22 protein-coding genes, 1 pseudogene and 1 riboswitch are annotated in these 26,660 nt (G+C 74.1%); of the genes and pseudogenes, 6 read left to right on the top strand and 17 right to left on the bottom strand.

Annotation, left to right across the window (positions count from 1 at the left end; genetic code table 11):
- Positions 1 to 109 precede the first annotated feature (109 nt).
- From ACZ6AA_RS26295 to ACZ6AA_RS26265, 7 genes are all read right to left on the bottom strand, one after another.
- On the bottom strand, positions 110 to 1,615 hold the full coding sequence (locus tag ACZ6AA_RS26295; RefSeq protein WP_471460317.1) for an FG-GAP-like repeat-containing protein: 1,506 nt from the start codon (positions 1,613 to 1,615) through the stop codon (positions 110 to 112).
- 190 nt (positions 1,616 to 1,805) lie between these two features.
- Positions 1,806 to 2,723 (bottom strand): cobalamin-binding protein, encoded by a 918-nt coding sequence (locus ACZ6AA_RS26290; RefSeq protein WP_471460315.1) that lies wholly within the window; start codon positions 2,721 to 2,723, stop codon positions 1,806 to 1,808.
- Positions 2,724 to 2,738: 15 nt separating this feature from the next.
- Positions 2,739 to 3,593: an ECF transporter S component family protein gene (locus tag ACZ6AA_RS26285; RefSeq protein WP_468455458.1), complete on the bottom strand. Its 855-nt coding sequence runs from the start codon at positions 3,591 to 3,593 to the stop codon at positions 2,739 to 2,741.
- A 17-nt stretch (positions 3,594 to 3,610) separates the two neighbouring features.
- Positions 3,611 to 5,404, bottom strand: coding sequence for an ABC transporter ATP-binding protein (locus tag ACZ6AA_RS26280; RefSeq protein ID WP_471460313.1), 1,794 nt, complete (start codon positions 5,402 to 5,404; stop codon positions 3,611 to 3,613).
- A complete protein-coding gene (locus tag ACZ6AA_RS26275; protein ID WP_468455454.1) occupies positions 5,401 to 6,603 on the bottom strand; it encodes an energy-coupling factor transporter transmembrane component T in 1,203 nt (400 codons plus the stop codon). The genes ACZ6AA_RS26280 and ACZ6AA_RS26275 overlap by 4 nt, the downstream gene beginning before the upstream one ends.
- A gap of 2 nt (positions 6,604 to 6,605) precedes the next feature.
- Positions 6,606 to 7,547: a hypothetical protein gene (locus ACZ6AA_RS26270; RefSeq protein ID WP_468455452.1), complete on the bottom strand. Its 942-nt coding sequence runs from the start codon at positions 7,545 to 7,547 to the stop codon at positions 6,606 to 6,608.
- A complete protein-coding gene (locus tag ACZ6AA_RS26265) occupies positions 7,544 to 10,363 on the bottom strand; it encodes a prenyltransferase/squalene oxidase repeat-containing protein (RefSeq protein ID WP_471460310.1) in 2,820 nt (939 codons plus the stop codon). Before ACZ6AA_RS26265 ends, ACZ6AA_RS26270 begins: the two co-directional genes overlap by 4 nt.
- Before the next feature lie 265 nt (positions 10,364 to 10,628).
- Positions 10,629 to 10,777: riboswitch (cobalamin riboswitch) on the top strand.
- 116 nt (positions 10,778 to 10,893) lie between these two features.
- On the opposite strand from ACZ6AA_RS26265, the gene ACZ6AA_RS26260 reads away from it, so the two are divergent.
- Positions 10,894 to 12,312 carry a prenyltransferase/squalene oxidase repeat-containing protein gene (locus tag ACZ6AA_RS26260; protein WP_468481864.1) on the top strand — a complete coding sequence of 473 codons (1,419 nt, stop codon included), beginning with the start codon at positions 10,894 to 10,896 and terminating at the stop codon, positions 12,310 to 12,312.
- A 47-nt stretch (positions 12,313 to 12,359) separates the two neighbouring features.
- Here the strand turns inward: ACZ6AA_RS26260 and ACZ6AA_RS26255 are convergent, their stop codons facing one another.
- The 3 genes from ACZ6AA_RS26255 to ACZ6AA_RS26245 form a co-directional block, all read right to left on the bottom strand.
- Complete coding sequence (locus ACZ6AA_RS26255; RefSeq protein WP_468481865.1) at positions 12,360 to 13,094, bottom strand: polysaccharide deacetylase family protein; 735 nt, start codon at positions 13,092 to 13,094, stop codon at positions 12,360 to 12,362.
- A 165-nt stretch (positions 13,095 to 13,259) separates the two neighbouring features.
- Positions 13,260 to 13,799 carry a heme-binding beta-barrel domain-containing protein gene (locus ACZ6AA_RS26250; protein ID WP_468481866.1) on the bottom strand — a complete coding sequence of 180 codons (540 nt, stop codon included), beginning with the start codon at positions 13,797 to 13,799 and terminating at the stop codon, positions 13,260 to 13,262.
- A 60-nt stretch (positions 13,800 to 13,859) separates the two neighbouring features.
- Positions 13,860 to 14,687 carry a hypothetical protein gene (locus ACZ6AA_RS26245; protein ID WP_468455442.1) on the bottom strand — a complete coding sequence of 276 codons (828 nt, stop codon included), beginning with the start codon at positions 14,685 to 14,687 and terminating at the stop codon, positions 13,860 to 13,862.
- Between ACZ6AA_RS26245 and ACZ6AA_RS26240 the strand changes: the two are divergent.
- The 5 genes and pseudogenes from ACZ6AA_RS26240 to ACZ6AA_RS26220 all read left to right on the top strand — a co-directional run.
- A pseudogene (locus ACZ6AA_RS26240) lies at positions 14,608 to 15,063 on the top strand (hypothetical protein); the annotation flags it as partial. The gene ACZ6AA_RS26245 and the pseudogene ACZ6AA_RS26240 sit on opposite strands and share 80 nt — an antisense overlap.
- Positions 15,064 to 15,190: 127 nt before the next feature.
- The gene (locus tag ACZ6AA_RS26235) at positions 15,191 to 15,565 is read left to right on the top strand and encodes an MmyB family transcriptional regulator (protein ID WP_471460307.1); all 375 of its coding nucleotides are present in this window, start codon (positions 15,191 to 15,193) and stop codon (positions 15,563 to 15,565) included.
- A gap of 14 nt (positions 15,566 to 15,579) precedes the next feature.
- A complete protein-coding gene (locus ACZ6AA_RS26230; protein WP_471460305.1) occupies positions 15,580 to 16,413 on the top strand; it encodes a hypothetical protein in 834 nt (277 codons plus the stop codon).
- 219 nt (positions 16,414 to 16,632) lie between these two features.
- The gene (locus ACZ6AA_RS26225; RefSeq protein ID WP_385719407.1) at positions 16,633 to 16,989 is read left to right on the top strand and encodes a DUF779 domain-containing protein; all 357 of its coding nucleotides are present in this window, start codon (positions 16,633 to 16,635) and stop codon (positions 16,987 to 16,989) included.
- 69 nt (positions 16,990 to 17,058) lie between these two features.
- Positions 17,059 to 18,342 (top strand): phosphodiester glycosidase family protein, encoded by a 1,284-nt coding sequence (locus ACZ6AA_RS26220; RefSeq protein WP_468455438.1) that lies wholly within the window; start codon positions 17,059 to 17,061, stop codon positions 18,340 to 18,342.
- A 27-nt stretch (positions 18,343 to 18,369) separates the two neighbouring features.
- Here the strand turns inward: ACZ6AA_RS26220 and ACZ6AA_RS26215 are convergent, their stop codons facing one another.
- The 7 genes from ACZ6AA_RS26215 to ACZ6AA_RS26185 all read right to left on the bottom strand — a co-directional run bounded on the left by ACZ6AA_RS26215 (position 18,370) and on the right by ACZ6AA_RS26185 (position 26,660).
- Positions 18,370 to 19,962, bottom strand: coding sequence for a hypothetical protein (locus tag ACZ6AA_RS26215; RefSeq protein ID WP_471460302.1), 1,593 nt, complete (start codon positions 19,960 to 19,962; stop codon positions 18,370 to 18,372).
- A 123-nt stretch (positions 19,963 to 20,085) separates the two neighbouring features.
- Positions 20,086 to 20,280: a hypothetical protein gene (locus ACZ6AA_RS26210; protein WP_031192322.1), complete on the bottom strand. Its 195-nt coding sequence runs from the start codon at positions 20,278 to 20,280 to the stop codon at positions 20,086 to 20,088.
- A gap of 127 nt (positions 20,281 to 20,407) precedes the next feature.
- Positions 20,408 to 21,313, bottom strand: coding sequence for a phosphatidylinositol-specific phospholipase C/glycerophosphodiester phosphodiesterase family protein (locus ACZ6AA_RS26205; protein WP_468455434.1), 906 nt, complete (start codon positions 21,311 to 21,313; stop codon positions 20,408 to 20,410).
- Between the two features lie 388 nt (positions 21,314 to 21,701).
- Positions 21,702 to 22,781: a 2-hydroxyacid dehydrogenase gene (locus tag ACZ6AA_RS26200; protein ID WP_471460300.1), complete on the bottom strand. Its 1,080-nt coding sequence runs from the start codon at positions 22,779 to 22,781 to the stop codon at positions 21,702 to 21,704.
- A 105-nt stretch (positions 22,782 to 22,886) separates the two neighbouring features.
- Positions 22,887 to 23,501 (bottom strand): histidine phosphatase family protein, encoded by a 615-nt coding sequence (locus ACZ6AA_RS26195; RefSeq protein ID WP_468481870.1) that lies wholly within the window; start codon positions 23,499 to 23,501, stop codon positions 22,887 to 22,889.
- Positions 23,498 to 25,093 carry an FGGY-family carbohydrate kinase gene (locus ACZ6AA_RS26190; RefSeq protein ID WP_471460298.1) on the bottom strand — a complete coding sequence of 532 codons (1,596 nt, stop codon included), beginning with the start codon at positions 25,091 to 25,093 and terminating at the stop codon, positions 23,498 to 23,500. The genes ACZ6AA_RS26195 and ACZ6AA_RS26190 overlap by 4 nt, the downstream gene beginning before the upstream one ends.
- Entirely contained in the window at positions 25,086 to 26,660 is a 1,575-nt protein-coding gene (locus ACZ6AA_RS26185) for an FGGY family carbohydrate kinase (RefSeq protein WP_471460666.1), read from the bottom strand. Before ACZ6AA_RS26185 ends, ACZ6AA_RS26190 begins: the two co-directional genes overlap by 8 nt.

Below are 26,660 nucleotides of genomic sequence, written 5' to 3'. Positions count from 1 at the left end.
CCTGGGGGGGGGGGGGGGGGGGGGGGGGGGGGGGGGAGGGGGGGGGGGGGGGGGGGGGTGCCGGGGGGGGTGTCCCCCCCCCCCCCCCCCCCGCCCCTGGGGTGCCGGGTCAGCGCAGGTCGCTGCCGAAGAGCGCCGCGACCGACGGGGCCGCGAGGTCCTTGGGCCCGAAGGCCACGGCGTTCGTGACGGTCAGGCCCGTGGAGGTGCCGCGCAGGGACCACAGGGCGCCCGCGTCGGCGTTCTCGTGGACGGAGGAGGCGGCCAGGTCGCGGCGGCCGTCGCCGTTGACGTCGAGGAGGGCGGTGACGGCGCCGAACTGGTCGTTCTTCTCGGCGACGCCGGGGACGCCCGCCGTGTTCTGGTGGAAGACCTGCGCGCCGGTGCCGGTCACGCCGGTGGCGCTGCCGCGGACGAGGACGACCGAGCCCGCGTCGGTGACGCTGCCCACGTCCTCGCCGGGGACGCCGACCGCGACGTCGGCGTAGCCGTCGCCGGTGACGTCGCCGACGGAGAGGGCGGCGCCGAACTGGTCGCCCTCCTCCTCGGCGCCGGGCACGCCGGGCAGGTTCTGGTCGACGTTCTGGACGTCGCCCTTCAGGCCGCCGGCGGAGCCGTAGGCGACCGTGACCTTGTTCTCCTCGTCGTAGAGCTCGGAGGACACCACGTCGTCGTACTTGTCGCCGTTGATGTCGCCGACCGCGAGGGCGCCGCGCGAGCCGGCGGCGTCGCCGCGAGTGAAGCCCTTCGGGCTGCCGTAGAGGACCCGGTTGCCCCACGAGCCGTCGCCGTAGTAGTCGTTCACGGCGATGTCGGCGCGGCCGTCGCCGTTGATGTCGCCGACGGCCTGGGGGACGACCGGGCCCTTGACGGAGCTGGGGCCGTCCACGCAGACGTCGTGGTTCTGGATGCAGGCCGGGCTCGGGCGCTCGTCGTCGTCATAGCTCGACCACTGCGACTTCTCCATGAAGTCGAGGGTGCCCGCGGGGGTGCCGGTGCGGGTGAGCGGACCCTTCCAGAGCTTCGCCTTCTGCCCGACCGGGTCGTCGCCGTGGTAGGCGACTCCGGCGAACAGGGCCAGGTCGGTCTTGCCGTCGCCGTCGAAGTCACCCGCCTGCGGGCGGAACCCGTAGGTGGCGATCTTCGTGCCGCCGGTCAGGCCGGACTTGGAGCCCCACAGGACCACCGCGCCCGCGCTGCCGGCCTGGCCGCCGGAGCCGATGACCAGGTCGCTGAAGCCGTCGCCGTCGAGGTCGCCCTTGGTGAAGGACCGGCCGAACTCCTGCTTGGTGGCTGCGGCACCGGGGACGCCGCTGGTCGAGCGGCTGATGATCTTCTTCTGGGCCGGGTCGAGACCGTTCTTGGTGCCGTACGTCACCGCGACGTACCCGGCCTTCTTCTTCCCGGAGACGGTGGCGCCGGGAGCGCCGACCACCAGATCGGCGTACCCGTCGCCGTTGAAGTCGTCGGAGGCCTTCGGGGCGGCCTTCTTGGCGGTGGGGGCGGCGGCCTCGGCCTGGCCCTGCCCGAGGGACCAGGCGGTGAACCCGCCCGTCAGCAGGAACGTGGCTATCAGAGGTGCGGTGAGTCGTACACGACGGCTTGCTCGCGACATAGGGCTTCCTGTGGTTCCTTCGCTCGGAGGTCGGCTGGGTGAAGGTCCGGGCGGACGGACGACTGCCCTTCGGGCGGATGTCCGGCGGAATTCACCGCTGCTTCATGTCACTTGACCCTCAACCGTGGCCAATGGTTGTGCGCCGATCCTGAGGACCCAGCCGTCCCTCACCCGCTCCGGAAGGCGGCCTTCAGCGCAGCAACCGGGCTTCCTCCTCGGTGACCGGCTCCCCCGCCGTCACCCCGTGCAGCACATGGGCGAGCACCTCCGCGCCCCGCACGACGCGCGGCCCAGGCCTGTTGAAGTACGCCGGGCCGTCCAGGACCCAGACGCGCCCGTCCCGTACGGCGGGCAGATCGGCCCAGCCCGGCAGCGCCTCCAGGAGCGCGCGTTCCCGCAGGCTGCGCTCCGGGCTGAATCCGCAGGGAAGGACAAGGACGACGTCCGGCCGGGCGGCCCGTACGGCCGCCCAGTCCATGGGCCGGGTGTGCTCGCCCGGAGCCGCGAGGAGCGGTTCGCCGCCGGCGCACGTGATCTGCTCGGGAACCCAGTGGCCCGCGGGCCACAGCGGGTCAAGCCACTCGATGGCGACGGTACGCGGCCGGGGGCGCCCCCGCATCAGCCGCCGCACCGCCGCGAGCCGCCGCAGCAGCTCCTCCCGGCGCTCGCGCGCGACCGCACCGACGCCCAGCAACTCGCCGACGCGCACGACACAGTCCAGGACGTCGTCCAGGAGCCGGGGCTCCAGGCTGAGCACCCGGGGCCCTTCGCCGTCGAGGACCCGGACGGCGTCGCGCACGCTCTCGTACGACACCGCGCACACGTCGCACAGGTCCTGGGTGAGCACCACGTCGGGGGCGAGCCGGGACAGGGCCTCGACGTCGAGGGTGTAGAGCGAGGAGCCGCTGTGCGGGCCGCCGCCGACGGCCTCGGAGATCTCCCGGCTGCCGAGCGTGTCCGAGGAGAACCCGGCCGCGGTGACCACGGGCACGGCGGCCACCCGCGCGGGCGGCCAGTCGCACTCGTGCGTGCGGCCCACGAGGTCGTCGAGCAGGCCGAGTTCGGCGACGATGTCGGTGGCCGCGGGGAGCAGGGAGACGATGCGCATGCCCCGACCGTACGTTCAAGGGCCGCCGGGCGCCCCGTCCGCCCCGTCCCCGGCCGGGCGCGCGGCCGGTGCGAACCGCACCGGCGCCTGGAAGCGGGCCTTGCGGGCGGCGCGCCTGAAGACGGTGAGCACGGCCGGGCCCGCGAGCAGCACGCACACGAAGTTCGTCACGGCCCGCCCCGTGTCCCAGCCCAGGGACGTCGCGAGGTCGAAGGCGATGTAGCGCTGCCACTGCTCGGTGAAGGGCAGCCCGGGGAGGTAGGCGATGGAGCTGTTCGGGTCGAGGGAGAAGGGCCAGAAGGACAGGTTCAGGAGGAACCCGAAGAGATAGCCGGACAGCGATCCGTACACCGCGAGCATGAGCACTTCGAGCCGCCCCGTGGCACGCGGGAGCAGGCCCGCGAGCATGCCCACGAAGGCGCAGCCGAACATCTGGTACGGCATCCACGGCCCGACCCCGCCCGTGATGAGCGCCGAGGCGAACAGCGAGGTGCAGCCGAGGGTGAAGCCGAAGCCCGGCCCGTACACGCGCCCGGCGAGCACGAGGATGAAGAAGACGGTCTCGATCCCGGCCGTGCCCGCGCCGAGGGGCCGGATCGCCGCGTTCACGGCGGAGAGCACGCCGAGCATCGCGAGGGCCTTGGAGTTGATGCCGCCCTCGGCGATCTCCGAGATCACCACGCACAGCACGAGGACGAGCAGCACACCGAAGATGAGCAGGGGCGCGTACGTCGAGCCGAAGGTGCCGGGGGCGACCACGAACGGCCAGAAGAAGGCCACCACGCCGAGGAACGCGGCCATCGCGATGACGACTCCGGCGCGGGGGGTGATCCGGATCGCGGTGGTACGGGCCAGTGCGCGCCCCTTCATCGGCTGTGCGCGCCCCTTCACCGGTCGCCACCCGCTTCGGCCTTCGTGCGCGCGGGGACCTCGGCGGCCTGCTGCGGCGCGAGGACCTCGGCGGCCTGCTCCGGCGCGGGCCCCGTCGGCGCCCCGACCCCCGATGCCCCCTCCCGCGACGCCCCGTCCGCCCCGAGCGCCGCCGACACCTGTTCCACCGTCAGGTACGGCAGCGGCGCGAGCACCTTGGCCACCTGCGGCGCGAACACCGGTGAGGCCACGATCACCTCGGCGGCCGGGCCGTCGGCGACGATCTCGCCCTCGGCCATCACGACGACCCGGTCGGCGGTCCTCGCGACGAACTCCACGTCGTGCGTGGACACCACGACCGCGCGCCCCTCGGCCGCCAACTCATCCAGGATCGAAGTGAGTTGGGCCTTGGCGCGGTAGTCGAGGCCACGTGTCGGCTCGTCCAGGAGGACCACGCCGGGCGCGGCGGACAGCTGGATCGCGAGGACCAGGGCGAGCTTCTGGCCCTCGGACAGGTCGCGGGGGTGGGTGTCGCCGTCGATGCCGGGGGCGAGGCGGTCCAGGATCGCGCGGGCGCCCGGCCCGTCCGCGACCGCCGACTCGGCGTCCGCCTGGTCGAGTTCCTGCCGCACGCTCTCCAGGTAGAGCAGGTCCGTGGGGGTCTGCGGGACGAGGCCGACGAGGCGCCGGGCCTCGGTGGCGGGGACGGCGCCCGGATCGCGAGAGCCGCTCTCCTCACCGGGCGCCACCCCGTACGGCACCACCCGTACCGTCCCGTCCGTCCGCGCCCCCGACCCCTGGAGCGCCCACAGCAACGACGACTTGCCGGAGCCGTTGCGGCCCATCAGGGCGGTGGTCTCGCCGCCGCGCAGCTCCACGTCGGCCTCGCGGACGGCGGGCAGGGCCTGGCCCCGGTAGCGGACACTGACGCCCCGGGCGTCCAGGAGCCGGGGCCGTCCGGCCGCGGGGGCCGGGGGCCTGGCGGCGGGGACGGGCGCCCCGGTGAGGCGGGTGCGCAGCGGGGCGGCCGCGCGGCGCGCGTCGCGGACCGACAGGGGCAGCGGCGTCCAGTCGGCGCGGCGGCCGAGATCCACCACCGGCGGGGCGATCGTGGTCGTACGGAAGATGTCGGCGGGCGGCCCGGAGACCACCCGGCCGTCGCCCGGCAGGTGCAGCACGCGGTCGGCGTACTGCACGACCCGCTCCAGGCGGTGCTCGGCCAGCAGGACGGTGACGCCGAGGTCGTGCACGAGCCGGGTGATCGCCGCGAGGACCTCCTCGGCGGCGGTCGGGTCGAGGGCGGAGGTGGGCTCGTCCAGGACAAGGACGCGCGGGTGTGCGGTCAGGACGGAGCCGATCGCGACGCGCTGCTGCTGACCGCCGGACAGCTCGTACAGGGCGCGGTGGCGCAGGTCGGCGAGGCCGAGCAGGTCCAGGGTCTCCTCGACGCGCTTGCGCATGGTGGCAGGCGGGACCGCCAACTGCTCCATGGCGTAGGCGAGTTCCTCCTCCACGGTGTCGGTGACGAAGCCGTCGAGGGGGTCCTGGCCCACCACGCCGACGACGTCGGCGAGTTCCCGGGGCGGGTGCCCGGCGGTGTCGCGGCCGTCCACGGTCACCGTGCCGTACAGGGTGCCGCCGGTGAAGTGCGGGACGAGTCCGTTGACCGCGCCGAGGAGGGTGGACTTGCCGACGCCGGTGTGGCCGACGACGAGGCAGAGTTCGCCCTCCTCGACGGTGAGGTCGACGTCGCTGAGGACGGGTTCGACGGTGTCGTCGTACTGGACGCTGACGTGGTCGAAGGTGATCACTTGGCGGTGGCTTTCTCGGATCGCCGGGCGGGCACGCGCGGGGCGGCCTGCGGGGCGGTGGTGGGCAGCGGCGGGGGCGCGAGGAATCCGGCGGCACCCGCGAGCAGGATCGCCGCCGCCGGGACCAGCGGCAGCGTGGGCCAGCTCAACGGGTAGAGGGACGGGTTGAGTTCGGCCGCGTCGAAGCCCACGTTGGTGAACAGGAGCACGGCGGACAGCACACCGCAGGCGGCGACGGCCCACTCCTCGAACCGCCACGGGTCGGGCCGGTAGGAGGTCCGGGTGACCCGCCGCCCGCCGAGCCGCAGCCCCGCCACGCACAGCACCGCCCCGGCCGCGAGCGCGGGCAGCCCGAGGAACGTCGGCGTGGAGGCGTCGAGCAGTCCGTACGCACCGGCGCACAGACCGCACATGCCGAGCAGCATCAGCGCCCCGGTGAGCCGCCGGGAGGCCTTCGTGGCGCTCCCCGCCCTGCCGTAGCCGCGCGAGTCCATGGCCGCGGCCAGGCGCAGCGAACGCTCCAGGGCGTCCTCGAGGACGGGGACGACGACCCCGCGCAGGGCCCGCAGCCCCTTGGTGCGGCCCGCGCGCAGGCGCCGGGCCCGGTGCACGCGCTGCACGCTCTGCACCAGCTGCGGGGCGACGCTGATCGACACGGTGACGGCGACGCCGAGTTCGTACAGCGCGCCCGGCAGGACGCGCAGCGCCCGCTTGGGGTTGGCGAGGGTGTTGGCGGCGCCGACGCAGCACAGCATGCAGGCGAGCCGCAGCCCGTCGACGGCGGCCGAGAGCACGGCCTCCAGGGAGACGGGGCCACCGAGCTGGATGCCCGCGTACCAGTCGGGGGTGGGGATGTGCGGCAGCGAGAACAGGAAGTGGTCGTGGGGCGTGATGCCGGTGGCGAAGACCGCCCGGAACAGGACGCGGATCGCGACGACGGTGAGCGCCAGGTACAGGTAGTACTTGAAGCCGCGCGCCCATGGCGCCTCGGTGCGGCGCATGCCGATCACATAGCCGAGGACGGCGAGGACGAGGAACAGCAGCAGCGGGTTGTTGGTGCGGCTCACGGCGGTGGCGAGCGCGAGCGCCCACACCCACCAGGCCAGCGGGTGCAGGGTGCGCGGCAGACGGCGCTCGTCCGCGCCCGGCAGGACGCCGAGCGCGGGCGGACGTGCGGTGGCGGCGTTCCGGCGGCGCACCCCTACTCCGTACGGCGGCGGCGCTTGGCCGCGTACGCGCCCGCACCGCCGACAAGGAGGACCAGGGCGCCGGTGAGGGCGGCCGGTACGTACGAGCCGGAGTCGTGGTCGGCGTCGGCGGCCGGAGCGGCGTCGACGACCTTGGTGGACGGGCTCGGCCCGGCCTTCGCCTCGCCGGAATCCGCCGACGGCGAGGGCTTCCTGGTGGCGGAGGGCGACGGCGACTTCTCGCGCTTCGGCTTCGGCTTCGCCTTCTCCTTCTTCTTGTCCTTCTTCGGCTTCGGGGCGGGCTTCTCCGTCACGGGCCGCTCGGGTGCGGGGCCGGTGTCGACGCCGGGCGGCAGCGGCTTCGCCGTCTTCGTCTCGTGCGGAGCGGGCGCCTTGCCGCCGGTGGGGCGGCTGTTGCGGGCGCGCAGCTGATCGGGGCTGACCGTGGGACGGCCCTTGGTGCCCTCGATGTTGGTGCCGCCGAAGATCCACAGGTCGACGCTGCCCGGCTTGGGCTTGTAGAGCATGGCGCCGAGCTGGCTGTACTCCCAGGTGTTCTCGCCGGGGTCGGCGTGCCAGTACGACCAGTAGGCGGTGGCGGGCGGGGTGAGGACGCAGTCGTCCTGCGCGGGCGTGGGGAACTGCTTGCCGCCCTTGTAGCCGCTGTAGCCGATCCGGCAGATGAACGCGGGGCCGTCGTGGCCGGTGCCGGTGGTGCGCCAGCCGCCCTGGTTGAGCAGTTCGTAGCCGGTGGTGGGCGTGGTGCCGCAGGAGCGCAGGATCGGCCCGCCCCAGTCGCTGAAGTCGACGGCGAGCACCGCCCCGGACCGGGTGGTGCACTGCCCGATGGGCCGGGGTGCGGCGGCGGCCTGGCCCGTGGTGGCGGCGAGCGCGCCCGCCGCCAGGGCGAGGGCGCCCGCCGCGCTCAGGGCCGTGCGCAGGAAGCGGCGGATCACTGGCCGCCTCCCGCGAGTCCGCCGCGGCGGCGGGCCACGAGGAGGGTGCGCCAGCCCGCGAGGCACAGGACGACGGCGGCGAGGGCGAGCCCCGTCACCTGGGCGCCGGTCGAGGCGAGGGGTCCGGTCGGGCTGTCCCCCGCCGCGGATCCCTCCGGGCCGCCGCCGGGGGTGACGATGTCGGTGCCGGTGCCGCCATCGCCGCCGGGGGCGCCCGAGGGGCCTTCCCCGGACGCGCCCGGCGGCTGCGGCCGGGTGCCGTCCAGATCGCGTACGAGCGTGCCGAACGAGGTGCCGATGGCGCCGCCGAGCGCCTGCGTCGAGGCACGGACGTCGGAGCCGCGCTGCCCGCCCGCCGCCACGTTGAAGCCGCCGTCCCGGTTCTGCTGCTTGGCCAGGAACTTCCGGGCCTTCTTGATCTGGGCCCTGTACTTCGGGGCGTCCAGGGAGAGGCCCTGGACCGCGAGGGCCGCGGAGTTGACGGAGTCACCGGACGCGCCGGGGAAGCCGCCGCTGCGCAGTTGCTTGGACGCGATCCACTTCAGGGCCTTGGTGACGGCCTTGTCGGAGCGGGTGTCACCGGCGAGGTCCAGGGCCATCGCGGCCATGGCGGTGGAGTCCACCTCGGAGTCACCGGTCGGCGGGATGAGGCTCGGCCAGGCGCCGGAGGTCTTCTGCAGGCTCCGCAGGTACGTGACCGGGGCCGCGGCCGCGCGCTTCTCGCCCGCGCGCAGCTGCGCGACGACGGCGAGGGACTGCGAGAACACCGAAGGGGCGTACCGGTAGGCGCCCTTGGCCGCGCAGCTGCGGTCCGCGCCCTGGCTCTTCTTCTTGCACACGGCCTTGCCGAGGGCCGCGATCAGGTCGTGCCCGGCGAAGTCGCGCGGATCGCGTCCGACGGCCTGGGCGAGCACCGCGACCTTGCCGATGGAGCCACCGGCCGCGTGCGAAGTGCCCACGCCCGTCCAGTCGTTGACGGTGCGCCGCCCGGAACTCGCGTCCTTGCCCTTGCCGTCGAGGAAGTCGACGATCCCGCGCAGCACGTTGTTGTTCGTGCCCGTGGCGGCCAGCGCGTAGGCGCCGTCGATGGTCAGGCCGTAGTCGGCGAAGCCGGTCCCGGCGACGTTCTCGTAGTAGTGGCCCTTCTTCAGGCGGGAGCCCGCCGTGAGGTAGGCGGTGCCCTTCTTGAGGTCGGGGCCCTCGCCGGCGCGCCACGGCGGCTTCACGCCGGGGGTCGGCGGCTTCACCGGGTCCGGGTCGGCCGGGTCGGTGGGCGGCTTGGTCGGGTCGACGGGCGGCTTCGTCTGGTCCGGGCGCTTGGTGGTGAGCGCGGCCAGGCTGGTGCGCGCGCCCGCGAACGCGGCGGCCCAGGTCGGGAAGATCGCCGGGTCGGTGGCGCCCTCGTCGGAGCCGAAGCCGCCGGACTTCGTCTGCTGCCGCGACAGCCAGGACACGGCGGCGTCCGCGCGGACCGTGTCGCCGAGGAGCCGCATCGCCTGGGCGGACCTGGCGGTGGCGGTGACGTCTCCGGTGGTCACGCCCGGGTAGGCGGCGACGGCGCCGGTGGGGAGCTGGGCACCGCGCAGGTTCTTGCGGGCCTTCGCCACGGCGTCGGCGTGGCCGCCCGCCTGCTGGAGGGCGATGGTCGCGTACGGCGTGGTGGCGGGGTCGCTGTAGGAGCAGGTGTCGCCGTCCCTCAGCAGCGTCGGGCTGAAGCCGCCGTCCTTGCACTGGTGGGCGGCGACGCGCGCGACGGCGTCGGCGGGGATCTTCCGGCCGGCGCGGTGCAGCGCGAGCACGGCGAGGGCCTGGGTCTCCACGTCGCCGACGGCGGGGAAGTCGCCCTTGGCGACGCAGTCGGCGGTGCCGCCCGCGGTGCACACGCTCTTGCCGAGGTCACCGGCCAGGTTGTGGCCGCCGAAGGAGTGCGGGTCGCCCTCGGTGCTCTCGGCGAGCAGCGCGAGCAGGGCCGCGCCCATGGGGCTCGGTGCCTTGTCGGCGCCCTGAGGGTAGGCGAACTCCTCGGTGCGGGCGGCGAGGTAGGACTTCATGCGGTCGAGGGTGGCGCTGCGGCCGCCGGTGGCCGCGAGGGCGAGGGCGGTGTTCGCGGTCTGGTAGAGGTTGGCGTTCTCGGCGCCCTCGTCACGGACGTGGTCGCCCTCGGTGAGCCTGCTCTTGAGCCAGGTGCCCGCGGCCTTGAGGTCGACCTTGCCGGGCTTGACGTCGGGCGGGTTGTCACCGGGGTCGGTCTGGCCGCCCGCGCGCACCTGGGCGGGGGTGAACGTGGGGCCGCCGCTGGTGCCGTCGGGGTCGGTGGCGCCGAACACCCAGGCCTCGACGGAGCCGTTCTTCGGCTTGTGGCTCATGGCGCCGAGCGGGCTGTACGTCCAGTAGTCCTGGCCGGGCGGGGCGATCCAGTACGACCAGTAGGCGGTGGCGGGCGGGGTGAGCCTGCACTTCTCCTGGCCCGGCGTCGGGTACTGCTTGCCCGCGTTGAACTTCTTGTGCCCGAGGCGGCAGATGAACGCGGGCCCGTCGTGCTCGGTGCCCTCGGTGCTGAATCCGGCCTCGTGCAGCAGGTCGTAGCCGGTCGTCGGGGTGGCGTCGCAGCCGCGCACCACACCGCCGCCCCAGTCGGCGAAGTCCACCGCGACGACCGCGCCCTTGGTGCGGGTGCAGGAGCTCATCGGGTCGGCCGCCGCGGGAGTGGCCGGGCCGAGCAGCAGGACGCCGCCGCCCAGCGCTGTCGCGGCCGCGCACAGCAGCGCGACGCCTCTCGTGCGTATGCTCCGGACCCGTCCGGTTCCCTGCCCCACCACTGCCCCCTGGGCGTCTGCCGCCGCGGGGTCCGCGTGGTGGCAGGTCCGGGGCCGGGGCCCGCGTGGAGAAACCGTCCGAACCACGCCGTAGTCCGCGACGGCGTCAATCGCTTGCTCTCAGTCCAGGTAATCCGGCTCGCCCGCCGGGCACTTGAGGTGCTCGGCGAACCTACGGTTGCGGGTCAGCGCCGGACTTCGACCGGCTTCCCCTGATGACTGAGCTTGGAATCGGCCGAATTAGAGCACAGTTGCGAATGTGGTGGCAAGGGTGTGCGGGTTGTGTGAGGTTCGAGTACCGTCCTGTGCTGCCGATCGGGGGAATCTGGTGCGAACCCAGAGCTGACGCGCAGCGGTGTGGACCGGCAGGGAGCCGGGCCGAGCCCGAATGCCCGAACGGCCAGCGTCAATGGACGTCGACCCCACGCGCTCGGGCGACGGCCGCGTGTCGTCCGGCTCGGGTCCACGCACAGGGGACCGGCCGCGGGGGGACGTGAGGCCGCCGCCCCCTCTCCCCGGGAGCCCCCGACATGACCTCATCCCGTGCCGCCCGCCGCACCCTCCTCGCCGTACCCACCGCACTCGGCGCGGTGGGTGCCCTCGTCCTGACCGCGCTCCCCGCGGCCGCCACGGCCACCCCCGGCCAGATAGCCACGTCCAAGACGAACGGCGTGAGCTATCTCAGATCCCTGCAGGGCGCCGACGGTTCGTACGCGGGCGCGGGCCTGTCCAACGAGTGGGCGTTCTCCGCGTTCGCCTCGGCGGGCACGGCGGCCGCCGACGTCAGCCCCGGCGGCGACACCTCGAAGAACGCCCGCAGCGTGTACCGCGCGCACCTCGCGGCGGCCGGCTGGCCGGGCACCTCACCGGTCGTCACCGACTACGAACGCGGCATCATCAACGCCTACTCGGCAGGCATCGACCCGGCCCGCGTCTCGGCGAGCCGCAACCTGGTCGCGGACACCTACGCGCACTGGCAGAACTCCGCGCCGGGCTACTGGGGTTCGCCGTCCAACTTCAACGGCACGGTCTTCGCGCTGATCTCGCTCGGCGGCGCCAGGACCCAGTCCGGCGCCAAGCGGGTGCCGCAGGCCCTGCTCGACAGGTCCGTCGCCACGGTCCGCGCCAACCAGCACAACGACGGCGGCTGGAACTTCGGCAGGGCCGAGGGCGACCCCGACGCGCTCGCCACGCCCGGCGACATCGACATGACCGGCGCCGCGATGGCCTCGCTGTGCGTGTCCGGGGTGCCCGCGACCGACCCCGCCATCACCAAGGCCAGGGCGTTCCTGAAGTCGAAGCTCATCAACAACTCCGGTGCCTTCGCCGCCATGTTCGGCGCGAACACCGACTCCAACGGCTGGGCCGTCTCCGGCCTCAACGCCTGCGGCATCAACCCGCAGACCGGCGACTTCCTCACGCCCGCGGGCAAGACCCCGGTGGACTTCCTCATCGCCCAGCAGTTCAAGCCGGGCGGCGGCTTCAAGTATCTGCCGACCGACACCACGCCGTCCGCGTACGCCTCCATCGACGGCCTGCGGGCCGTGGCCGGAGGCGGCTTCATGGCGGCCCCGCCGACCCCGACCACGGCGGGCGCGTCCCGCTGGGCCGCCACGTCCGAGTTCACGCCGGGCACCGCGACGAGCCTGGCCCTGACCGTCGACGACGGCACCTCGCTCAAGGTCTGCTCCGTCGCCTTCACGCCGACCGCGAAGACCACGACGCTCGGCGCGGTCCTGGACGCGGCGTCCTCCTCGGCGACCCCGGCGGGCTGCGTCACGTCCGTCACGCCGGGCAGCGGCACGGGCACGATCACGGCTCTCAACGGCAAGGCCAACAGCGGCGGTTCGACCTGGAAGGCGAGCGTCGACGGCGGGACGGCGGCTGCCGCCGCGCGGAACAAGGAGATCAAGGTCGGGGACACGATCTCCCTGCGGTACGGCGGCTGACGGCACCCGACGGCCCCAGACCGCCCGCGCCGGATGGCCTCACCGGCCTATCCGGCGCGGGCGGCCGGTGGGTGCGCGTCGGGCGTCGTGAACTCGTACCCGGCGTCCAGCAGACGCGGCAGGAAGATCTTGAGGGCCTCGACGGTCTGCGAGCGGTCGGCGCGGCCCTCGTGTTCGGGAACGAAGCCACGGATCAGGACACTGTCGTGCTGGAGAACGATCGCCCCGCCCCGGGCACCGTCCAGGACCGTACGGGTGATCCGGCCGACGCCCGGGTTCGACCAGTCGCGCGGGTCCACGGACCAACCGATGGGGCGAAGCCCGAACTCCCGGCACACGGTCAGCGCGTGGGGAGAGAAATGCCCGCCCGGAGCGCGGAACAGCACGGACGGCCGCGCGGAGACCTCGGCGAGCAGGTCCCGCGTCCGCCCGATCTGGTCCCGGACCTCCGGCAGGGGCAGCGAGTCCAGGTTGGGGTGCGACCAGGTGTGATTGCCCAGAGCATGCCCCTCGGCGGCGACTTGCCGGGCGACATGGGGATAGGCGGCCGCGTTCGCGCCGAGCATGAAGAACGTGGCCGGTACCCGGTAGCGGCGCAGGACGGCCAGCACCCGCGGCGTGAACAGAGGGCTGGGGCCGTCATCGAAGGTGAGGGCCAGCATGCGCGAGCCGCCGCCCACCGATTTCTCGGGCCCGGGCCCGGCAGGCGGGGGCGCGGCCCCGAGGGAGAACAGCGCCGCGCCCCCCAAGGCCAGGAACCCGCGCCGCGGAAGTGAACTCATGGCAGGACTCCACCACAGAGACACCCCGAACGCGCGGCGAGCAGCCCCGCCACGCCGAGCAGGACCCCCTCACCCCGGACACCCCGTACTCCGTTGGGCTGCCACGACCCCCGGGCGTCGCGCGCGCAGGGCCCACCGCTGGCGTCACGCGCACGAGCACAGGACCTACCCCTTGCGTCGCAGCACCGCCCGCAGATGGTGCTGCAACGGCCGGCCGACGGCCGCGAGGTCGTGGACGAACGTGAGCGTGTCGTCGGCCAGGGTGTAGCGGCGGCGGGTGGCGTCGACCTCCTTGGCGGTGGGGGTGCGGGCCACCTCGTGGGTGCTGAGGTCGACGGTGCCGTCGGCCGCGTGGCCGACCGAGATCTCCGCGATGCCCGTCGGCTGGGTGATCAGCGCCTCCACCCGGCCGTCGGGCTGAAGGCGCCACCAGCCGCTCTCCCGCGCCGAAGGACGCAGCGGCGCGTCGTCGGCGTCGATGAGCCAGGCGCGGGCCTCGTAGCGGAGGAAGGGGCGGCCGTCGTGGCTGAAGGTGACCTCCTGCGCGTACGTGAAGTCGGCGGCGAGCGTCGGATAGGTGCCCTGCCCCCGGCCGTGCCAGGTGCCGAGGAGCCCGAGCACCGGCGTGAGCAGCGCGTGCGGCGCGGGGGCCCGATCGGGCCGCGGGCCGTCGGGGTAGGGGTTCTCCGGTACGGCGTCGAACACGGTGCGCGCTCCTGGGGTCGGGGTCGGGCTGGGCCGGGTGGAAGCCTAGAGGGCCGCCGTCTACGCGGGCGTCCGCCCCGCCCCCGCCCGCCCGCCGTCGGCCAGAAAGGCCCGCACCGACGCGACGAACGCGCCCCGCTCCTCGTCGAACCCGGTCCGCGGCCGCAGCCAGCGGTCCTCGGCGGCCAGGCAGTCCCAGGACACGGGGTTGCCCGCGACGGCGAGCAGCCGCCGCAGGTCGTCCTCCGTCAGGACGCCGCTCTCCACCGGCGCGCCGTCGTCCGCCAGGACGCCGCTCCCCCTGATCAGGTACTCCAGGAAGTCCAGGTCGTCGGGGCGTTCGTCCTCGTCCCGACTGCCCCACCCCTCCAACATGTCGTGGGCGACGAAGGCGCAGCCGTGGGCGTCGTCCTCGCACCACTCGGCGTTCCCCGGACACCACCGCCGCTCCAGGGCACGCAGCGCGGACCGCACCACGGCCCGCCGGGCGGCGTACCGCTCCATGCGCGCGCACCGCTCCCGCACCGCGTCCGCGTGCCGCACGACGTACTCGGGACCGAGCACCCGCAGTCCCGAACACGCCTCCGTCAGCGCCTCGCTCCTGGAGCGCAGCGCCTCCGCACGGGACCGCGCGTCGATCTCCCCCAGCCGCCACACCACGTCCGCGAACGCGTCCGCGGCGCGCAGGAACACGGTCCACGCCTCGCACCGCTGCGCCTCGAGCCGCAACTCCCGCTCCACGGCCGCCTGCGAGCCCACCGACTCCAGGGCGACGCGCCGCCCGAACACCGTCTGCCAGCGCGCCACCATGACGGCGGCGAGAGCCGCCACTCCCGAGAAGGCCGCTCCCAGCGCCGTCAGAGCCGTGTGCACATCCTGTACGCCCATCCCGCGCAGCCTGCCGTCCGGCCGACCCGCGCCCCGGCATATGACAGCAACAGCACGCACCTTGTGCTCATCCCGCCACAACGGTGTCGCCCGCTGTCCACGACCGACCGATCAAGGTGGGAGCACCGCGCCCACCCTCCCGCCTTCCGCCTCGCCGCGGACCGTGCCTAACGTGAGGGGCATGGAGAGCCAGCACCCGCTCGGGCCGTTCCTGCGCGCCCGCCGGGCCCTGCTGCGGCCCGCGGACATCGGCCTGGAGACGTCGGGCAGACGACGGGTTCCGCGGCTGCGCCGGGAGGAGGTCGCGGCCCTCGCCGGGGTCAGCTTCGAGTACTACGTGCGCCTGGAGCAGGGCCGGGAGCGGCACCCCTCGGCGCAGGTCGTCGAGGCCCTCGCGCGCGCCCTGGACCTGGGCCCGGACGCCGCCGAGCATCTGCGGCAGCTGGTCCGCCCGCACGCCGCGCCGCCCGGGCGCGCGCGACTTCTACCCGGACTGGGAGCGGGTGGCGGCCAACGCCGTGGCCGGGCTGCGTCTGACGGGCGGGGGCGGCCGTCTCGACCCGGTCCTGGAGCGGACGATCGGGGAACTGTCCGCGCGGAGCGCGGAGTTCCGTCGGCTGTGGGCGCGCCACGACGTGCGCCGCAAGACCTGCGAGAGCAAACGTTTCCGGCAACCCCTGGTCGGCGAGCTGACGCTCGACTACGAGTCGATGACGGTCAACAGCGCGCCCGGTCAGCAGTTGGTCGTCTATCAGGCGGCGCCGGGCAGCGCGTCCGAGCGGGCGCTCACGCTGCTGGGGAAGCTCACGGCCGAGGAGGGCCGCGCGGAGCCCGGGGCGCCCGCCGCCGGGCCGGTTGTCGTACCGTCACAAGTGTGACGTAGCGTGTCGGCATGTCCACGCCGCCACCACCGCCCCCGCAAGGGTACGGCCCCCCTCAGGGCCCCTACGGGCAGCAGCCTCCGCCGTCGCCGTACGCCCCGCCGCAGTACCCGCAACAGGCCCCGCCCTACGGCCAGCACGCGCCCTATCCCGCTGCTCCCGGGCCTGCGCCCTGGGGCGCGCCGTACGGCGGACCGCCGCAGGGCGGGCGCCGCACCGGCAAGATCCTCGGCATCGTCGGCGGTGTCGTGGGCGCCATCATCGTGATCCTCGTCGCGCTCGCCGTGATCGGCAACACCACGGATGTCGGGTTCCCGGAGGCAAAGTACCGGCTGCGCATGCCCGGTGAGCTGCTCGACGGGAAGTACAAGCTCGCGCAGGACCTCTCGGACACGGCGGGCCGGGAAGTGGTCGAGGAGAACAAGGGCCGCTCCAACGTCCGGGACCCGAAGGCGGTCGTGGGCCAGTTCACGGGCAAGGGCACGAACGCGACGGACGCGCTCGTGATCTCCGGGATGTACGGGCGGTTCAAGGATCCCGGCAAGGCGCGTTCGGACCTGATGAAGGGCTCCGCCGACGCGGAGGGCGCCTCGGTCGCCGTCCCCGCCCGGGACATCACCCCCAAGGGCTCGGACCTCACCGTGCGCTGCCAGGTCCTGAAGTCGTCGCAGAACGGCGTGACGAGCAACGTTCCGCTGTGCGCCTGGGCCGATGACAACACCGGCGCGGCCGTGGGCGAGGTCACCCCCAAGAGCGCCACGCAGGACCCCGAGGAAATCGACCTCGACGCGCTCGCGGAGACGACGCTCAAGGTGCGCGAGGAGATGCGCGAGCCGATCGGCTGACGCAGCGGCGCGGATGGGCGGGCGGCCCGCGGGCCGCCCGCCGTTCGTCTCCCCGACCACCTCCTGCTCCGGCCGTCCCTCGTTGTTCTCACGCGCCGCCCCATCACACGTACACGCCCCCGCGTCCGCCGCAACCTCTTCGCAACGTCCCGCCGCGTTGACTGGACCGGCCGCGCCGTCACGGTGCGGCGTCCGCCGTCCGGAGGAGTGCGATCACCCATGGCCGACACCCCGCGCGTGGAACTCACCGCTGCCGCCGCCGATCTGCTGCGACGGCTGCGGGCGGCCCACGGCCCGCTGATGTTCCATCAGTCCGGCGGCTGCTGCGACGGCAGCGCGCCGATGTGCTACCCCGACGGTGAGTTCCGCACGGGTGACTCCGACGTTCTGCTCGCGTCGCTCGACGTGGCGGGGGTGGCGGAGCCAGTACGGTTCTGGATGTCCAAGAGCCAGTTCGAGGTGTGGAGTCACACCCGGCTGATCGTCGACGTCGTGGAGGGCCGGGGCAGCGGCTTCTCCCTGGAGGCGCCCGAAGGGGTGCGTTTCCTGATCCGTTCCCGGCTCGTCGGGACATAGCCATCGCCGTCTGGTCAACTCCTCCTGCCACTGGGACAGTTGGCAGCCCGTCCGAGACGAGGGGGACCTGTGACACGGTGTACGCGACCCAGTGGCCGGCGCAGAACCGGCACCCGGCGATGGGCGGCCCGAAGAGGCCCCCTCGCCGTCCTCACCGCCCTGACCACGCTGGCCGGTGTCGCCCTCACGGGGGCGGCACCGGCCAGCGGCGCTCCCGGCGACGGCGCGGCGGCGAGCACGCTCATCGCGCCCGGTGTGGAGTACCGGGACTTCGACATCCCGACCCCGCGCGGCCCGGCGCACGCCCACGTCCTCGAGGTGAACCTGCGCGATCCGCGGGTCCGTGTCGGTTTGCTCCACCCCGGCGCGGTCGGCGCCCGGCAGGCGGTGTCCGCGATGGCGGACTCCGCCGGGGCCGTCGCGGGCCTCAACGGCGACTTCTTCAACATCACGGAGACCCAGCACCCCGGGGTGGAGGCGACCGGCGCGCCCGTCGGCCCCGCCGTCGCGTCCGGCCGCGACCTCAAGGCCGCGGTGCCCAACGGCCAGCGCTTCGGCCCGGCGCTGCCGCCCGGCACGACCACCGAGGACGTCCTGGGCGTGGGCATCGACCGCAGGGCCCGCCTCGACCGCATGGCCCTGGACGGCCGGATCCACACCCGCTCGGGCCGCCTGCCGCTGCGCGGCCTCAACCAGTACGCGCTCGCGGAGGGTTCCATCGGCGCGTTCACCAGCGCCTGGGGCCAGACCTCCCGTGTGCGGGCCACCTGCGGCACCGACACCGACCGGGGCGCGCCGTGCAGCACCGACACCTACGAGGTGACGGTGCGTCACGGCCGGGTCGTGGGCCAGGCCGACACGCCGGGGCGCGGCCCCATCGCCGAGGGCACCACGGTCCTCGTCGGCCGTGAGGCGGGCGCGCAGGAGCTGCGCAAGCTGTCGCCCGGCGAGCCGGTCCGGGTGCGCCACCGCCTGGTCGCGGCGACGTCACGCGTCCCGTACGGCTTCGCGCTCGGCGGCTACCCGCTCCTGCGCGACGGCGCGCCGCTGCCCGGACTCGACGACCGGGTCGCGGCGGTGCGCACCTCGGCGGGCATCTCCGCCGACGGCAGGCGCCTGTATCTCGTCGCCCTGGACGGCGCCCCAGAGTTCCGCGCCGGTCTGACGATCGCCGAGGTCGCCGCGTCCCTGCGCGCCCTCGGCGCCGACGACGGCTTCAGTCTGGACGGCGGCGGCTCCAGCACGCTGGCCGCGCGGGAGCCGGGCGCGCCCGCGGTCTCGGTGCGCAACCATCCGAGCGGCGGCGCGGAACGCCCGGTCCCCAACGGCATCGCGGTGTTCTCCCGCACGTAGTCCGCGTGGCGGTGCGGGAGCGCCCTCCTACTGAGTCTCGTCCCGCACCGCCACCAGGCCGTTGAACACCCCGACGTAAGCCGTCCCGTCCGGGCCGAGCGTCACGGGCGCCCAGTTGTTGTCGTACGCGACGCCCGTGCCGGTGAGCCGCTTCCAGCGGGGCTCGCCGGTGCGGAAGTCGACCGCGGTCAGGTACCAGGCGTCGATGCCGAGGCGATGGGGTTCCTTCGTGTAGAAGTACAGCAGCCCGTTCGCGGTCGACAGCTTGGGGACGGTGGACGGCGAGCGCACGGGGCTCTCCCACACGGTGTCGCAGCCGCTGCCGTCCGCGCGCACGTCGATGCGGCTGACGCCGCCGACGACGCTGCGGCCGAAGGTGAGCGAGGTGATGTTCTCGTAGCCGTAGTTGTTCTCCACGACGAGGCTGTCGCCGTGGCTGATCAGGGAGTTGTCGGTGGTCGACGCGCCGGATCCGAACACGGGGACCTGGCAGACCAGACGGCGACTCTCGGGTACGGCGGGGTCGCGGCGGTAGACGAGGACGTGCATGCGGTCGTCGGCGTTGTCGGTGATGGCCACGTACTTGTCGTCGGCGCCGAAGAGGTCGGGCGTGGTGCCCGAACCCTGGTTCACCGAGCCGGGTTTGGTGCCGGTGCCGCGGTCGTAGGTGCGGCGCCAGAGGACCTTCGGGGTGCCGTCGGCGGCGGCCTCGAAGCTGTACAGGGCGTGGTCGGAGACGATCGAGACGCCGTCCTCGGCGACGGAGAACGAGTTCTGGATCTCCTCCCCGCCGAGCCGGACGGAGCGGATCGCGCCGCTGTCCGGGTCGACGGTGCCGACGCGGCCCTGCCGGGTCACCCACCAGATCCGGCCGTCCCAGTCGGGCATGACGGAGGTGACCGGGTCGCAGGTGCCGCTCGGGTACAGATTCGTCCACGACACGCAGTCGTGCGGGACGTGCGCGGTCAGGTCCCACTCGTCCTCGACGACGAACCGCCAGGAGCCGTCGGGGGCCCGCTCGTGCGCGAGCCGCACGATGTGCTGGCGGGAGTCGGCGAGGACCAGCCGGTCCTTGTCGTCGAGGTAGGAGTAGGCGCCGCCCGACGTGTCCTTGAAGATCTTCGAGAAGTCGAGCCGGGTGATGGCCTCGACGGTGGAGGGGCGCTGCGGCAGCTTGTACTCGGCGAGGGTGCGCAGGCTCCCGGGGTCGAGCAGCTTCACGAGAAAGCCCGAGAAGGTGCCGCAGACGGTGACGATCCGCCCGTCCTTGTCGAAGGTGACGGTCGCGCACTCCCCGCCGAGCGCGGCCATCTTCTCGCTGGTCACACGCGGTTGGCGACCGAGCGGTCCGTTCCACGGATAGGTGCCGCTGCCCGCCGCGTCGGCGTGCATGCCGCTGCGGCCGTTCGCGGCGAGGTAGGGGTGCTGCGGCGGCGGGTCACCGGGGACCGGGCGGGCCGGGGCGGGCTCTCCGGTGTACGGGGCGACGAGCCGGTGACCGGGCGCGTTGGGGATCTCGTCGGCGTGCGCCGGGGCGGCGAGGACCGGCAGGACGGCCGCCGTCAGGGCTAGGCACAGCGCGAGGACCCGGCCGCGGTTACTTCGGGTAAGGCGTGGCATGGCCCGAAGCTAGGGCCGACTTCTTGAAGTGTCCATGCGCGTACGGGAGTTGTTCATGCGCACGAAACGATCACGCCGAGAAGGGGCGGGGCACCGGGCCGGATGGCCGGGACACCCTGGGCGTCAGGGGTGGATGCCGCTGACGATGTCCGCCGTCGCGTTCATCCCGTTGTGGATCGTGGGCGCCACGCTGGTACTCGCCAGATAGAAGCCGAGCAGGCCGCAGATCACGGCGTGCGACACCTTCATCCGGCCGTGGCGCAGTACGACCACGGCCAGGATCAGGAGCAGCAGCCCCACGGAAATCGAAACGGCCATCACGGACCTCCTCCGCCACGCCGGAATCACGACTTTCGGCCGCAAGTGTGGCGTAGCGGAGGGTTTGTCCGGGTGAGATGTGTGTCCGCCGGACGGGTGGTTCCGTGGGAATGCGGGGGCCCGGCCGTTACCTTCCGCGCGCGTCCAGGAAGCGCTGGAGTCCGGCGAGGTCGTCGGTGTTGAGGTGGTCGACGCCGGCGGCGAGCAGTTCGCCCCACACGGCGTCGCGCTGCGGGCCCGCCAGGTCGGGGGTGGCCCAGAAGCGGACGCGCTGCCCGCGCTGGTGCGCGGCGGAGACGATGCCCCGCAGCTTCTGGCGCTCGGCGGGCGGGATCGGGCCGACGCCCTGCCAGGTGAAGTTCAGCGACCAGTTGTCGCTGATGAGCGGGATGAACGAGGCGGGCGCCGCGGTGCCGAGGTCGGCGAGGCGGCCGTCGTAGAAGGCGCGCCGGACCCGCTGGGCCTCCATCGGCACCCGGGCCGCGCGGTCGCCGGAGATCACGGCGGTGACGGCGGAGCGACGGACCTTGCCGTGGGCGTACGTGGTGAACAGGTGCCGGTAGCGGCGCAGGCGCAGATCCAGTTCGCGGTACGTCGACGCGCCCTCGGTCTTGATGTCGATGAGGAGCTGGAACTCCCCGTGCCAACGCCGGTACACCGACCCGTGGTTCGCACGAACGCGGGCCGCCAGCGGGTCGAGGTAGAGCGATTCCAGGGTGCGGCTCGGGTCCAGGTCCTCCGGGTCGTGGGCGACCAGGAGCTTCCCGCCGACGAGGAAGATGTCGGCCTCGACACTGGTGAAGCGGTGGTCGAGGGCGTCCAGGAGGGGGCGGGGGTGTTCGTAGTCGTTGTGCGCGTGGGCCTGGGCGAGGGGGCGGGGGCGCGGGTGGCGGGCCGCGCCGGCGGGCTCGGCGGCGGGGAGGTCACCGTGCGGTGAGCCGTCGGCGGCGTGGGCGAGTTGGGGCGCGGCGACGGCGGTCACGAAGGCGGCGCCGAGGGTGCTCAGGGCTCTGCGACGGGTGAAGGGGGCCATGGGTACCTCCCAGGAGGACGAGGGACGCGGTGGGGACGGGGACCGGCGATGGCCGGAGCCTCAGTGAGTATGCAGTTCCGGAGGCTTCAGGAAACCCCCACGGCCTGGGAGTTGGGCCTGCCGACGCCGCGAGTTCACCACGTCCGGCCGCCGTCCCCCTCGACGAAGGCCCGGCTCAGGCGGCCGCCGACCTGTTCGTGCACGATCGACAAGCCCCCCTGCGCGCCTGGGCAAGGTGTTCAACATCCGCCTCAGCTCCGAAGGCCACGCCGACTGTCGCGGAGCAGTTCACGGAACTGCTCCGCGGCACACCCCGCCACCGTCCGACGCTGGTCCTGGGCGACCTCAACGCCCATGTGCTTGAACCTGCTGGGCCACCGGCCTCAGCTCAGCGGTCCGAAGCCACGCCCGCGCCCCGCGGATTCGCGCAGTGCGTCAGCGGCTCACCGCGCAGGTAGCGGCCGACTTCCGCCGCGACGATGCGGGCCGCCTTGTGGGCGACCTCCTGGCTGGCGCCCGCGATGTGCGGGGTCATGACGATGCCGGGGGTGGACAGGAGGCGGGAGTCGGCGGGGACGGGTTCGTGTGGGTAGACGTCGAAGCCCGCTCCGGCGAGTTGGCCGCTGTCCAGGGCGTCGCACGCGGCGTCGTAGTCGAGGAGGGCGCCGCGGGCGCAGTTCACCAGGACGGAGCCGCGCGGCATGCGGGCGATCTGGTCGGCGCCGATCATGCCCTTGGTCTCGTCGGTCACCCGGGCGTGGAGGGAGACGATGCGGGAGCGCGACAGCAGTTCGTCGAGCGTGACCTGTTCGCCGACTCCGGCGAGCGCCTCCGGGGACACGTACGGATCGTGGACGAGGACCTCTGCACCCATGGCCACCAGGATCCGCGCCACCCGGCTGCCGATCGCGCCGTACCCGACCAGGCCGACCGTGGCGCCCTCGATCTCGATGCCGCAGTTGTCGTAGTCGTAGTAGTCGCCGCGCCAGACGCCCTTGCGCAGGTCGGTGTGCGTGTCGCCGACTCCGCGCGCTGCCGCCAGAAGCAGCGTGAGGGTGTGCTCGGCGGTGGCCACGGCGTTGCGGCCGGGCGCGTAGCAGACGGCGACGCCGTGCCGGGTCGCCGCCTCCAGGTTGGCGTTGACCGGGCCGCCCCTGCTGACGCACATCAGCTTCAGGTCGGGGCTGGCCGCGAGGACGCGTTCGGTCAGCGGCGCCATCTGCGTCACGCACACCTCGACGCCGGCCAGCGCCTCGATCAGCTCGTCCTCGGTACCGGACGCCTCGATGACCTCGCCGACGGGGCCGAAGGGCGTGTGCGGCCAGGGCAGGGTGAGCTCGCGGACCGCCGCGGCGCCGTCGGTGGCCCTGCGGACCTCCTCGCCTAGCAGGCGCGGCAGGACGAAGTGGTCGCCCGCGGCCAGGACGGTGATGGCGGGGGCGCCCGTGGTGGGGCCGGTGGTGCTCATGGGGGGCTTCTTTCTGTGCGTACGGGGACTGGTGTAGGGGGTCTGCGACTACGGAAGCTGTGCGTACGGGATCTGTGCGTACGGGTGGCGGCGGGTTGCCCCGGGTCAGTGCGCAGGGTGCGCCGGCGCGTTGAACCGCAGGAGCGACGACTGCCCGTCGCGCAGGCCCAGTTCGGTGAGGGTGCCGTTGTCCATGTGCGGGAACACCCGGCGGTACTCGCTCAGGGGAATGCCGAGCTGGTCGCAGAGGGTCAGGCGCAGCAGCGTCGAGTGGGCGACGACGAGCACGCGGCCGTCGGGGAAGGCGGCGGCGATGTCGGCGAGGCAGGCGCTCGCGCGCGCGGCGGCCTCGCGCGGGTCCTCGCCGTCGGGCAGGTGGTGGGCGACGGGGTCGTCGAGGAACGCGTCCAGCTCGCCGGGGAAGCGGTCGCGCATCTCCGCCCGGGTGAGGCCCTCGCCGCGGCCGAAGTCGACCTCGCTGAGCCGCTCGTCGACGCGCGGCGTCAGGCCGAGCGCCTCCCCCGCGGGCGCCGCCGTCAGGCGGGCCCGCGACAGCGGCGAGCTGAACACCGCGTCGATGCGCTGCCCGGCCGCCCAGGCGGCGAGTTCGGCGGCCTGGAGGCGGCCGCGCGGGGTGAGTGCGACGTCGGTGCGGCCCGCGTAGCGGTTGCCGTCGTGCCAGACGGTCTCGCCGTGGCGTACGAGAATGACGTGGGTCACTGCGCTGTTCCTCTTGCTCGGGGGTGTTCTGTGTCCGTCGCGGCCCGTCCCGCTGCCGCGTGCGGCGGCCGGTGCGCCCGCGCGCGTGCATGCGCAGCGACCTCCGGAGCGAGCCACCCCCGGGCCGCCAGCGCGTCGACGAAGCCGAGGTAGACGGGCGCCCAACGGGCCGTCCGCGCCGGGTCCGGGCGGATCTCGGCGCCCGCGCGCACCATCGCGTCGGCCGCGTCCCGTACGGGCACGCCGCTCGACGTCGCCGCGAGGACCGCCATCCCGAGGGCGCCTTCGGCCTGTTCGGGCACGTGCACCGCCCGGCCGAGCACATCGGCGCGCAGCTGGTTCCAGTAGGCGTTGCGCGCGCCGCCGCCGGTGAAGGTCAGCGGCCCGTCGACCGGCGCGCCGATGCGGTCCAGGTAGTCGAGGCAGAGCCGCTCCACGCAGGCCACGCCCAGGAGGTACGCGTGCAGGCGCCCGGCCTCGCCGCGCGGTGCGCCGAGGACGAAGGGCGTGGCGTCCGCCGCACGGAACGGGAAGCGTTCGCCGCCGCTCGACACGAGCGGGTACGCGACCGCGTCGTCGTCCAGGGCGGCCCCGGCCGCCGTGAGCCGCGCGAGGTCCGCCCCCGGGAACTCGCGCGCGAGCACGCCCGCCCCGCTGCTGGACGCACCGCCCGGCAGCCAGGTGCTGCCGGGGCCGCGGTGGCAGTAGACGACCCCGCCGGGGTCGCGTACGAGGTGCGGGCTCGTGCCCTTGAGGACGAGCGTCGTGCCGAGCACCGAGTTCCACGCGCCGGGCGCCAGCGCGCCCGCGCCGATCTGGGCGGCGCAGCCGTCCGTCATCCCGGCGACGATCGCGGTCCCCTCGGGGACGCCGGTGGCCTCGGCGGCGGCCGCGCACACGGTGCCGAGGACGCTGCCGGGGCGCACCACGTCGGGGAGCAGCGGGGCGGGCACGCCGAGCCGGGCGAACTCCTCGGCGGGCCAGCGTTCGTCGACGAGGTGGTAGCCGGTCTTCAGGGCGTGGCTGGCGTCGCTCGCGACCTGGTGTCCGGCCAGGCGCCAGGTGACGAGGTCGGGCTGGTGCAGCAGGCGGACGTCCGGGCGCGCCGCCGCCCGCGTGTGTTCGAGGAGCCACAGCAGCTTGGGCAGCGCCCAGGACGCCTGCATGGAGCGGTAGCCGAGCTCGCCCCAGACGGCGCCGCCGACCGCGTTGACGTGGGCGGCCTGGTCGGCGGCGCGCCCGTCGTCGTACATCAGGCCCGGCGTCAGCGGGACGCCCCGGTCGTCGGCGAGCAGGAGGGTGCCGGAGGTGGCGTCGAGCGCGAGGCCCCGGACGCGGGCGGGGTCGTCGAGCGCGGCCGTCACCTCGCGGCAGGCGGCGGCGAGCGCCGTCCACCACTCCTCGGGGTCCTGCTCGTGGCGGACCCCGTCGCGGTGGCTGGTCAGCGGCCGGGACGCGGCGGCGAGGACGGTGCCCGCGGAGTCGACGGCGACGCAGCGGGCGCTCTGGGTGCCGAGGTCGAGGCCGAGCCAGACGGCTTCGGGCGGGAGTCCGGCGGGGCCCGGGCGCGGACGGGGGGCGGGGTCAGGCACGGGGGGCTCCTTGCGGTGCGGGGCGGGATCCGGGTGGTGCGGTACGGGATCCGGGAGCGGTCGTACGGGATCCGGGCGCCGCCGCCGTCCACCCGGCCTCGCGCACGAGCATCCGCCACCGCAGGAACTCCTCGTACAACTCGGCGTAGAACTGGGCGCGCTCCGGGTCGGGCTCCCAACTGCTGCGCATCCGCACGTACTTGGCGGCGGCGCTGTGCATGCTGGACTCGGCGCCGGTGAGCACGAGCCCGGTGAGGAAGGCGCCCTTGGCGCCGAGTTCGGTGTCGCCCGAGCGGGCCGTGGGCACGCCGGTGGCGTCCGCGATGAGGCGGCACCACTCGTCGTTGTTGGCGCCGCCGCCGCACAGCCTCAGCTCCGTCACGGTCGTACGGGACGCGGCGAGCGAGTCGCGGACGACGAGGGAGAGGCCGTCGAAGACGGCGCGGGCGAGGTCGGCCGGGGTGTGCTCCAGGGACAGGCCCCAGAAGGCGCCGCGGGCGCGCGGGTCGAGGAACGGCGCGCGCTCACCGGCCGGGGACAGATACGGCAGGAACATCAGGCCGTGCGCTCCGGGCGGCGCGGAGAACGCCAACTCGCCCAGTTCCGGAGGCCCTTCGAGCTGGAGGGTGCGGGCCGCCCAGGACAGCACCTCGACGCCGCTCAGGGTCGGGAAGGCGCGCAGGACGCGCTCGCGGCCCCGGTAGGCGATGTTGATGCCGGACGGCTCCCCGGTGGCGTCGACGTCCTTGCGGACGATCTCCGTGCAGAGCGTCGTGCCGAGGATGCCGCACGCCTGGCCGGGGTTGACGACGCCGACGCCGCGCGCGGTGGAGGCGATGTCGTAGGGGGCCATCACCACCGGGAGGCCGGGCTGCACGCCGAGTTGGGCGGCCGCGTCACCGGTGATCTCGGCGATCCGCTCGTCCTCGCCGAGGACCTTCGGCAGGAGCCGGGCGTACTCACCGAGGCCGAACAGGTCCACGATCCCCGGGTCGTAGTCGCCGGTCGCGTGGTCGAGGAACGGCGCCGACGCGTCGGACTCGTCGATCGCGGTCACTCCGGTGAGCTTGAGGAAGAGCCAGCCCGCCGCCGTCAGCGAGGCGCTGGAGCGGGCCAGACGGTCCGGGTCGTGGGCGCCGAGCCAGCTGAACACGGCGTTCGGCATGCCGCTGCACGTCAGCGAGCCGTTGCGGCGGAACGCCTCGCGCAGCACGCCCTCCTGCTCCCAGCGCGTGAGGATGTCGCCCGCGCGCCCGTCGGACCACAGGACCGCGGGTCCGGTGGGCCGCCCCGCCGCGTCCACGAGCCAGGCGCCGTCGCCCTGCGCGGTGAACGTCACCAGCCACACGGGGTCGGCGGCTCCGGGCCGTTCGGCGAGGGCGGACAGGGCGGTGCGGACGGTGTAGACGACGGCGTTCCACACGGTGTCCATGTCCTGCTCGGCCCAGCCGGGGTGGCGGCGCTGCACCTCGGTGGCGAGCCGGGAGACGGCGAGTTCGCCGCCCTGGTCGTCGAAGACGACCGACTTGATCATGGTGGTGCCGACGTCGATGGCGAGTACCGACAT

The organism is Streptomyces sp. NPDC040610, assembly GCF_055594065.1.
The sequence above is the reverse complement of the archived record's forward strand: the minus strand, read 5'-3'. Positions and strand labels throughout refer to the sequence as shown.

Excerpts from the sequence above, each read along its gene's own strand:
- ACZ6AA_RS26230 (WP_471460305.1), top strand. The coding sequence starts at position 15,580 with ATGTCCACGCCGCCACCACCGCCCCCGCAAGGGTACGGCCCCCCTCAG.
- ACZ6AA_RS26225 (WP_385719407.1), top strand. The coding sequence starts at position 16,633 with ATGGCCGACACCCCGCGCGTGGAACTCACCGCTGCCGCCGCCGATCTG.
- ACZ6AA_RS26185 (WP_471460666.1), bottom strand. The coding sequence starts at position 26,660 with ATGTCGGTACTCGCCATCGACGTCGGCACCACCATGATCAAGTCGGTC.
- ACZ6AA_RS26255 (WP_468481865.1), bottom strand. The coding sequence starts at position 13,094 with ATGAGTTCACTTCCGCGGCGCGGGTTCCTGGCCTTGGGGGGCGCGGCG.
- ACZ6AA_RS26205 (WP_468455434.1), bottom strand. The coding sequence starts at position 21,313 with ATGGCCCCCTTCACCCGTCGCAGAGCCCTGAGCACCCTCGGCGCCGCC.
- ACZ6AA_RS26210 (WP_031192322.1), bottom strand. The coding sequence starts at position 20,280 with ATGGCCGTTTCGATTTCCGTGGGGCTGCTGCTCCTGATCCTGGCCGTG.
- ACZ6AA_RS26290 (WP_471460315.1), bottom strand. The coding sequence starts at position 2,723 with ATGCGCATCGTCTCCCTGCTCCCCGCGGCCACCGACATCGTCGCCGAA.
- ACZ6AA_RS26200 (WP_471460300.1), bottom strand. The coding sequence starts at position 22,781 with ATGAGCACCACCGGCCCCACCACGGGCGCCCCCGCCATCACCGTCCTG.
- ACZ6AA_RS26285 (WP_468455458.1), bottom strand. The coding sequence starts at position 3,593 with ATGAAGGGGCGCGCACTGGCCCGTACCACCGCGATCCGGATCACCCCC.
- ACZ6AA_RS26295 (WP_471460317.1), bottom strand. The coding sequence starts at position 1,615 with ATGTCGCGAGCAAGCCGTCGTGTACGACTCACCGCACCTCTGATAGCC.
- ACZ6AA_RS26245 (WP_468455442.1), bottom strand. The coding sequence starts at position 14,687 with ATGGGCGTACAGGATGTGCACACGGCTCTGACGGCGCTGGGAGCGGCC.
- ACZ6AA_RS26260 (WP_468481864.1), top strand. The coding sequence starts at position 10,894 with ATGACCTCATCCCGTGCCGCCCGCCGCACCCTCCTCGCCGTACCCACC.
- ACZ6AA_RS26215 (WP_471460302.1), bottom strand. The coding sequence starts at position 19,962 with ATGCCACGCCTTACCCGAAGTAACCGCGGCCGGGTCCTCGCGCTGTGC.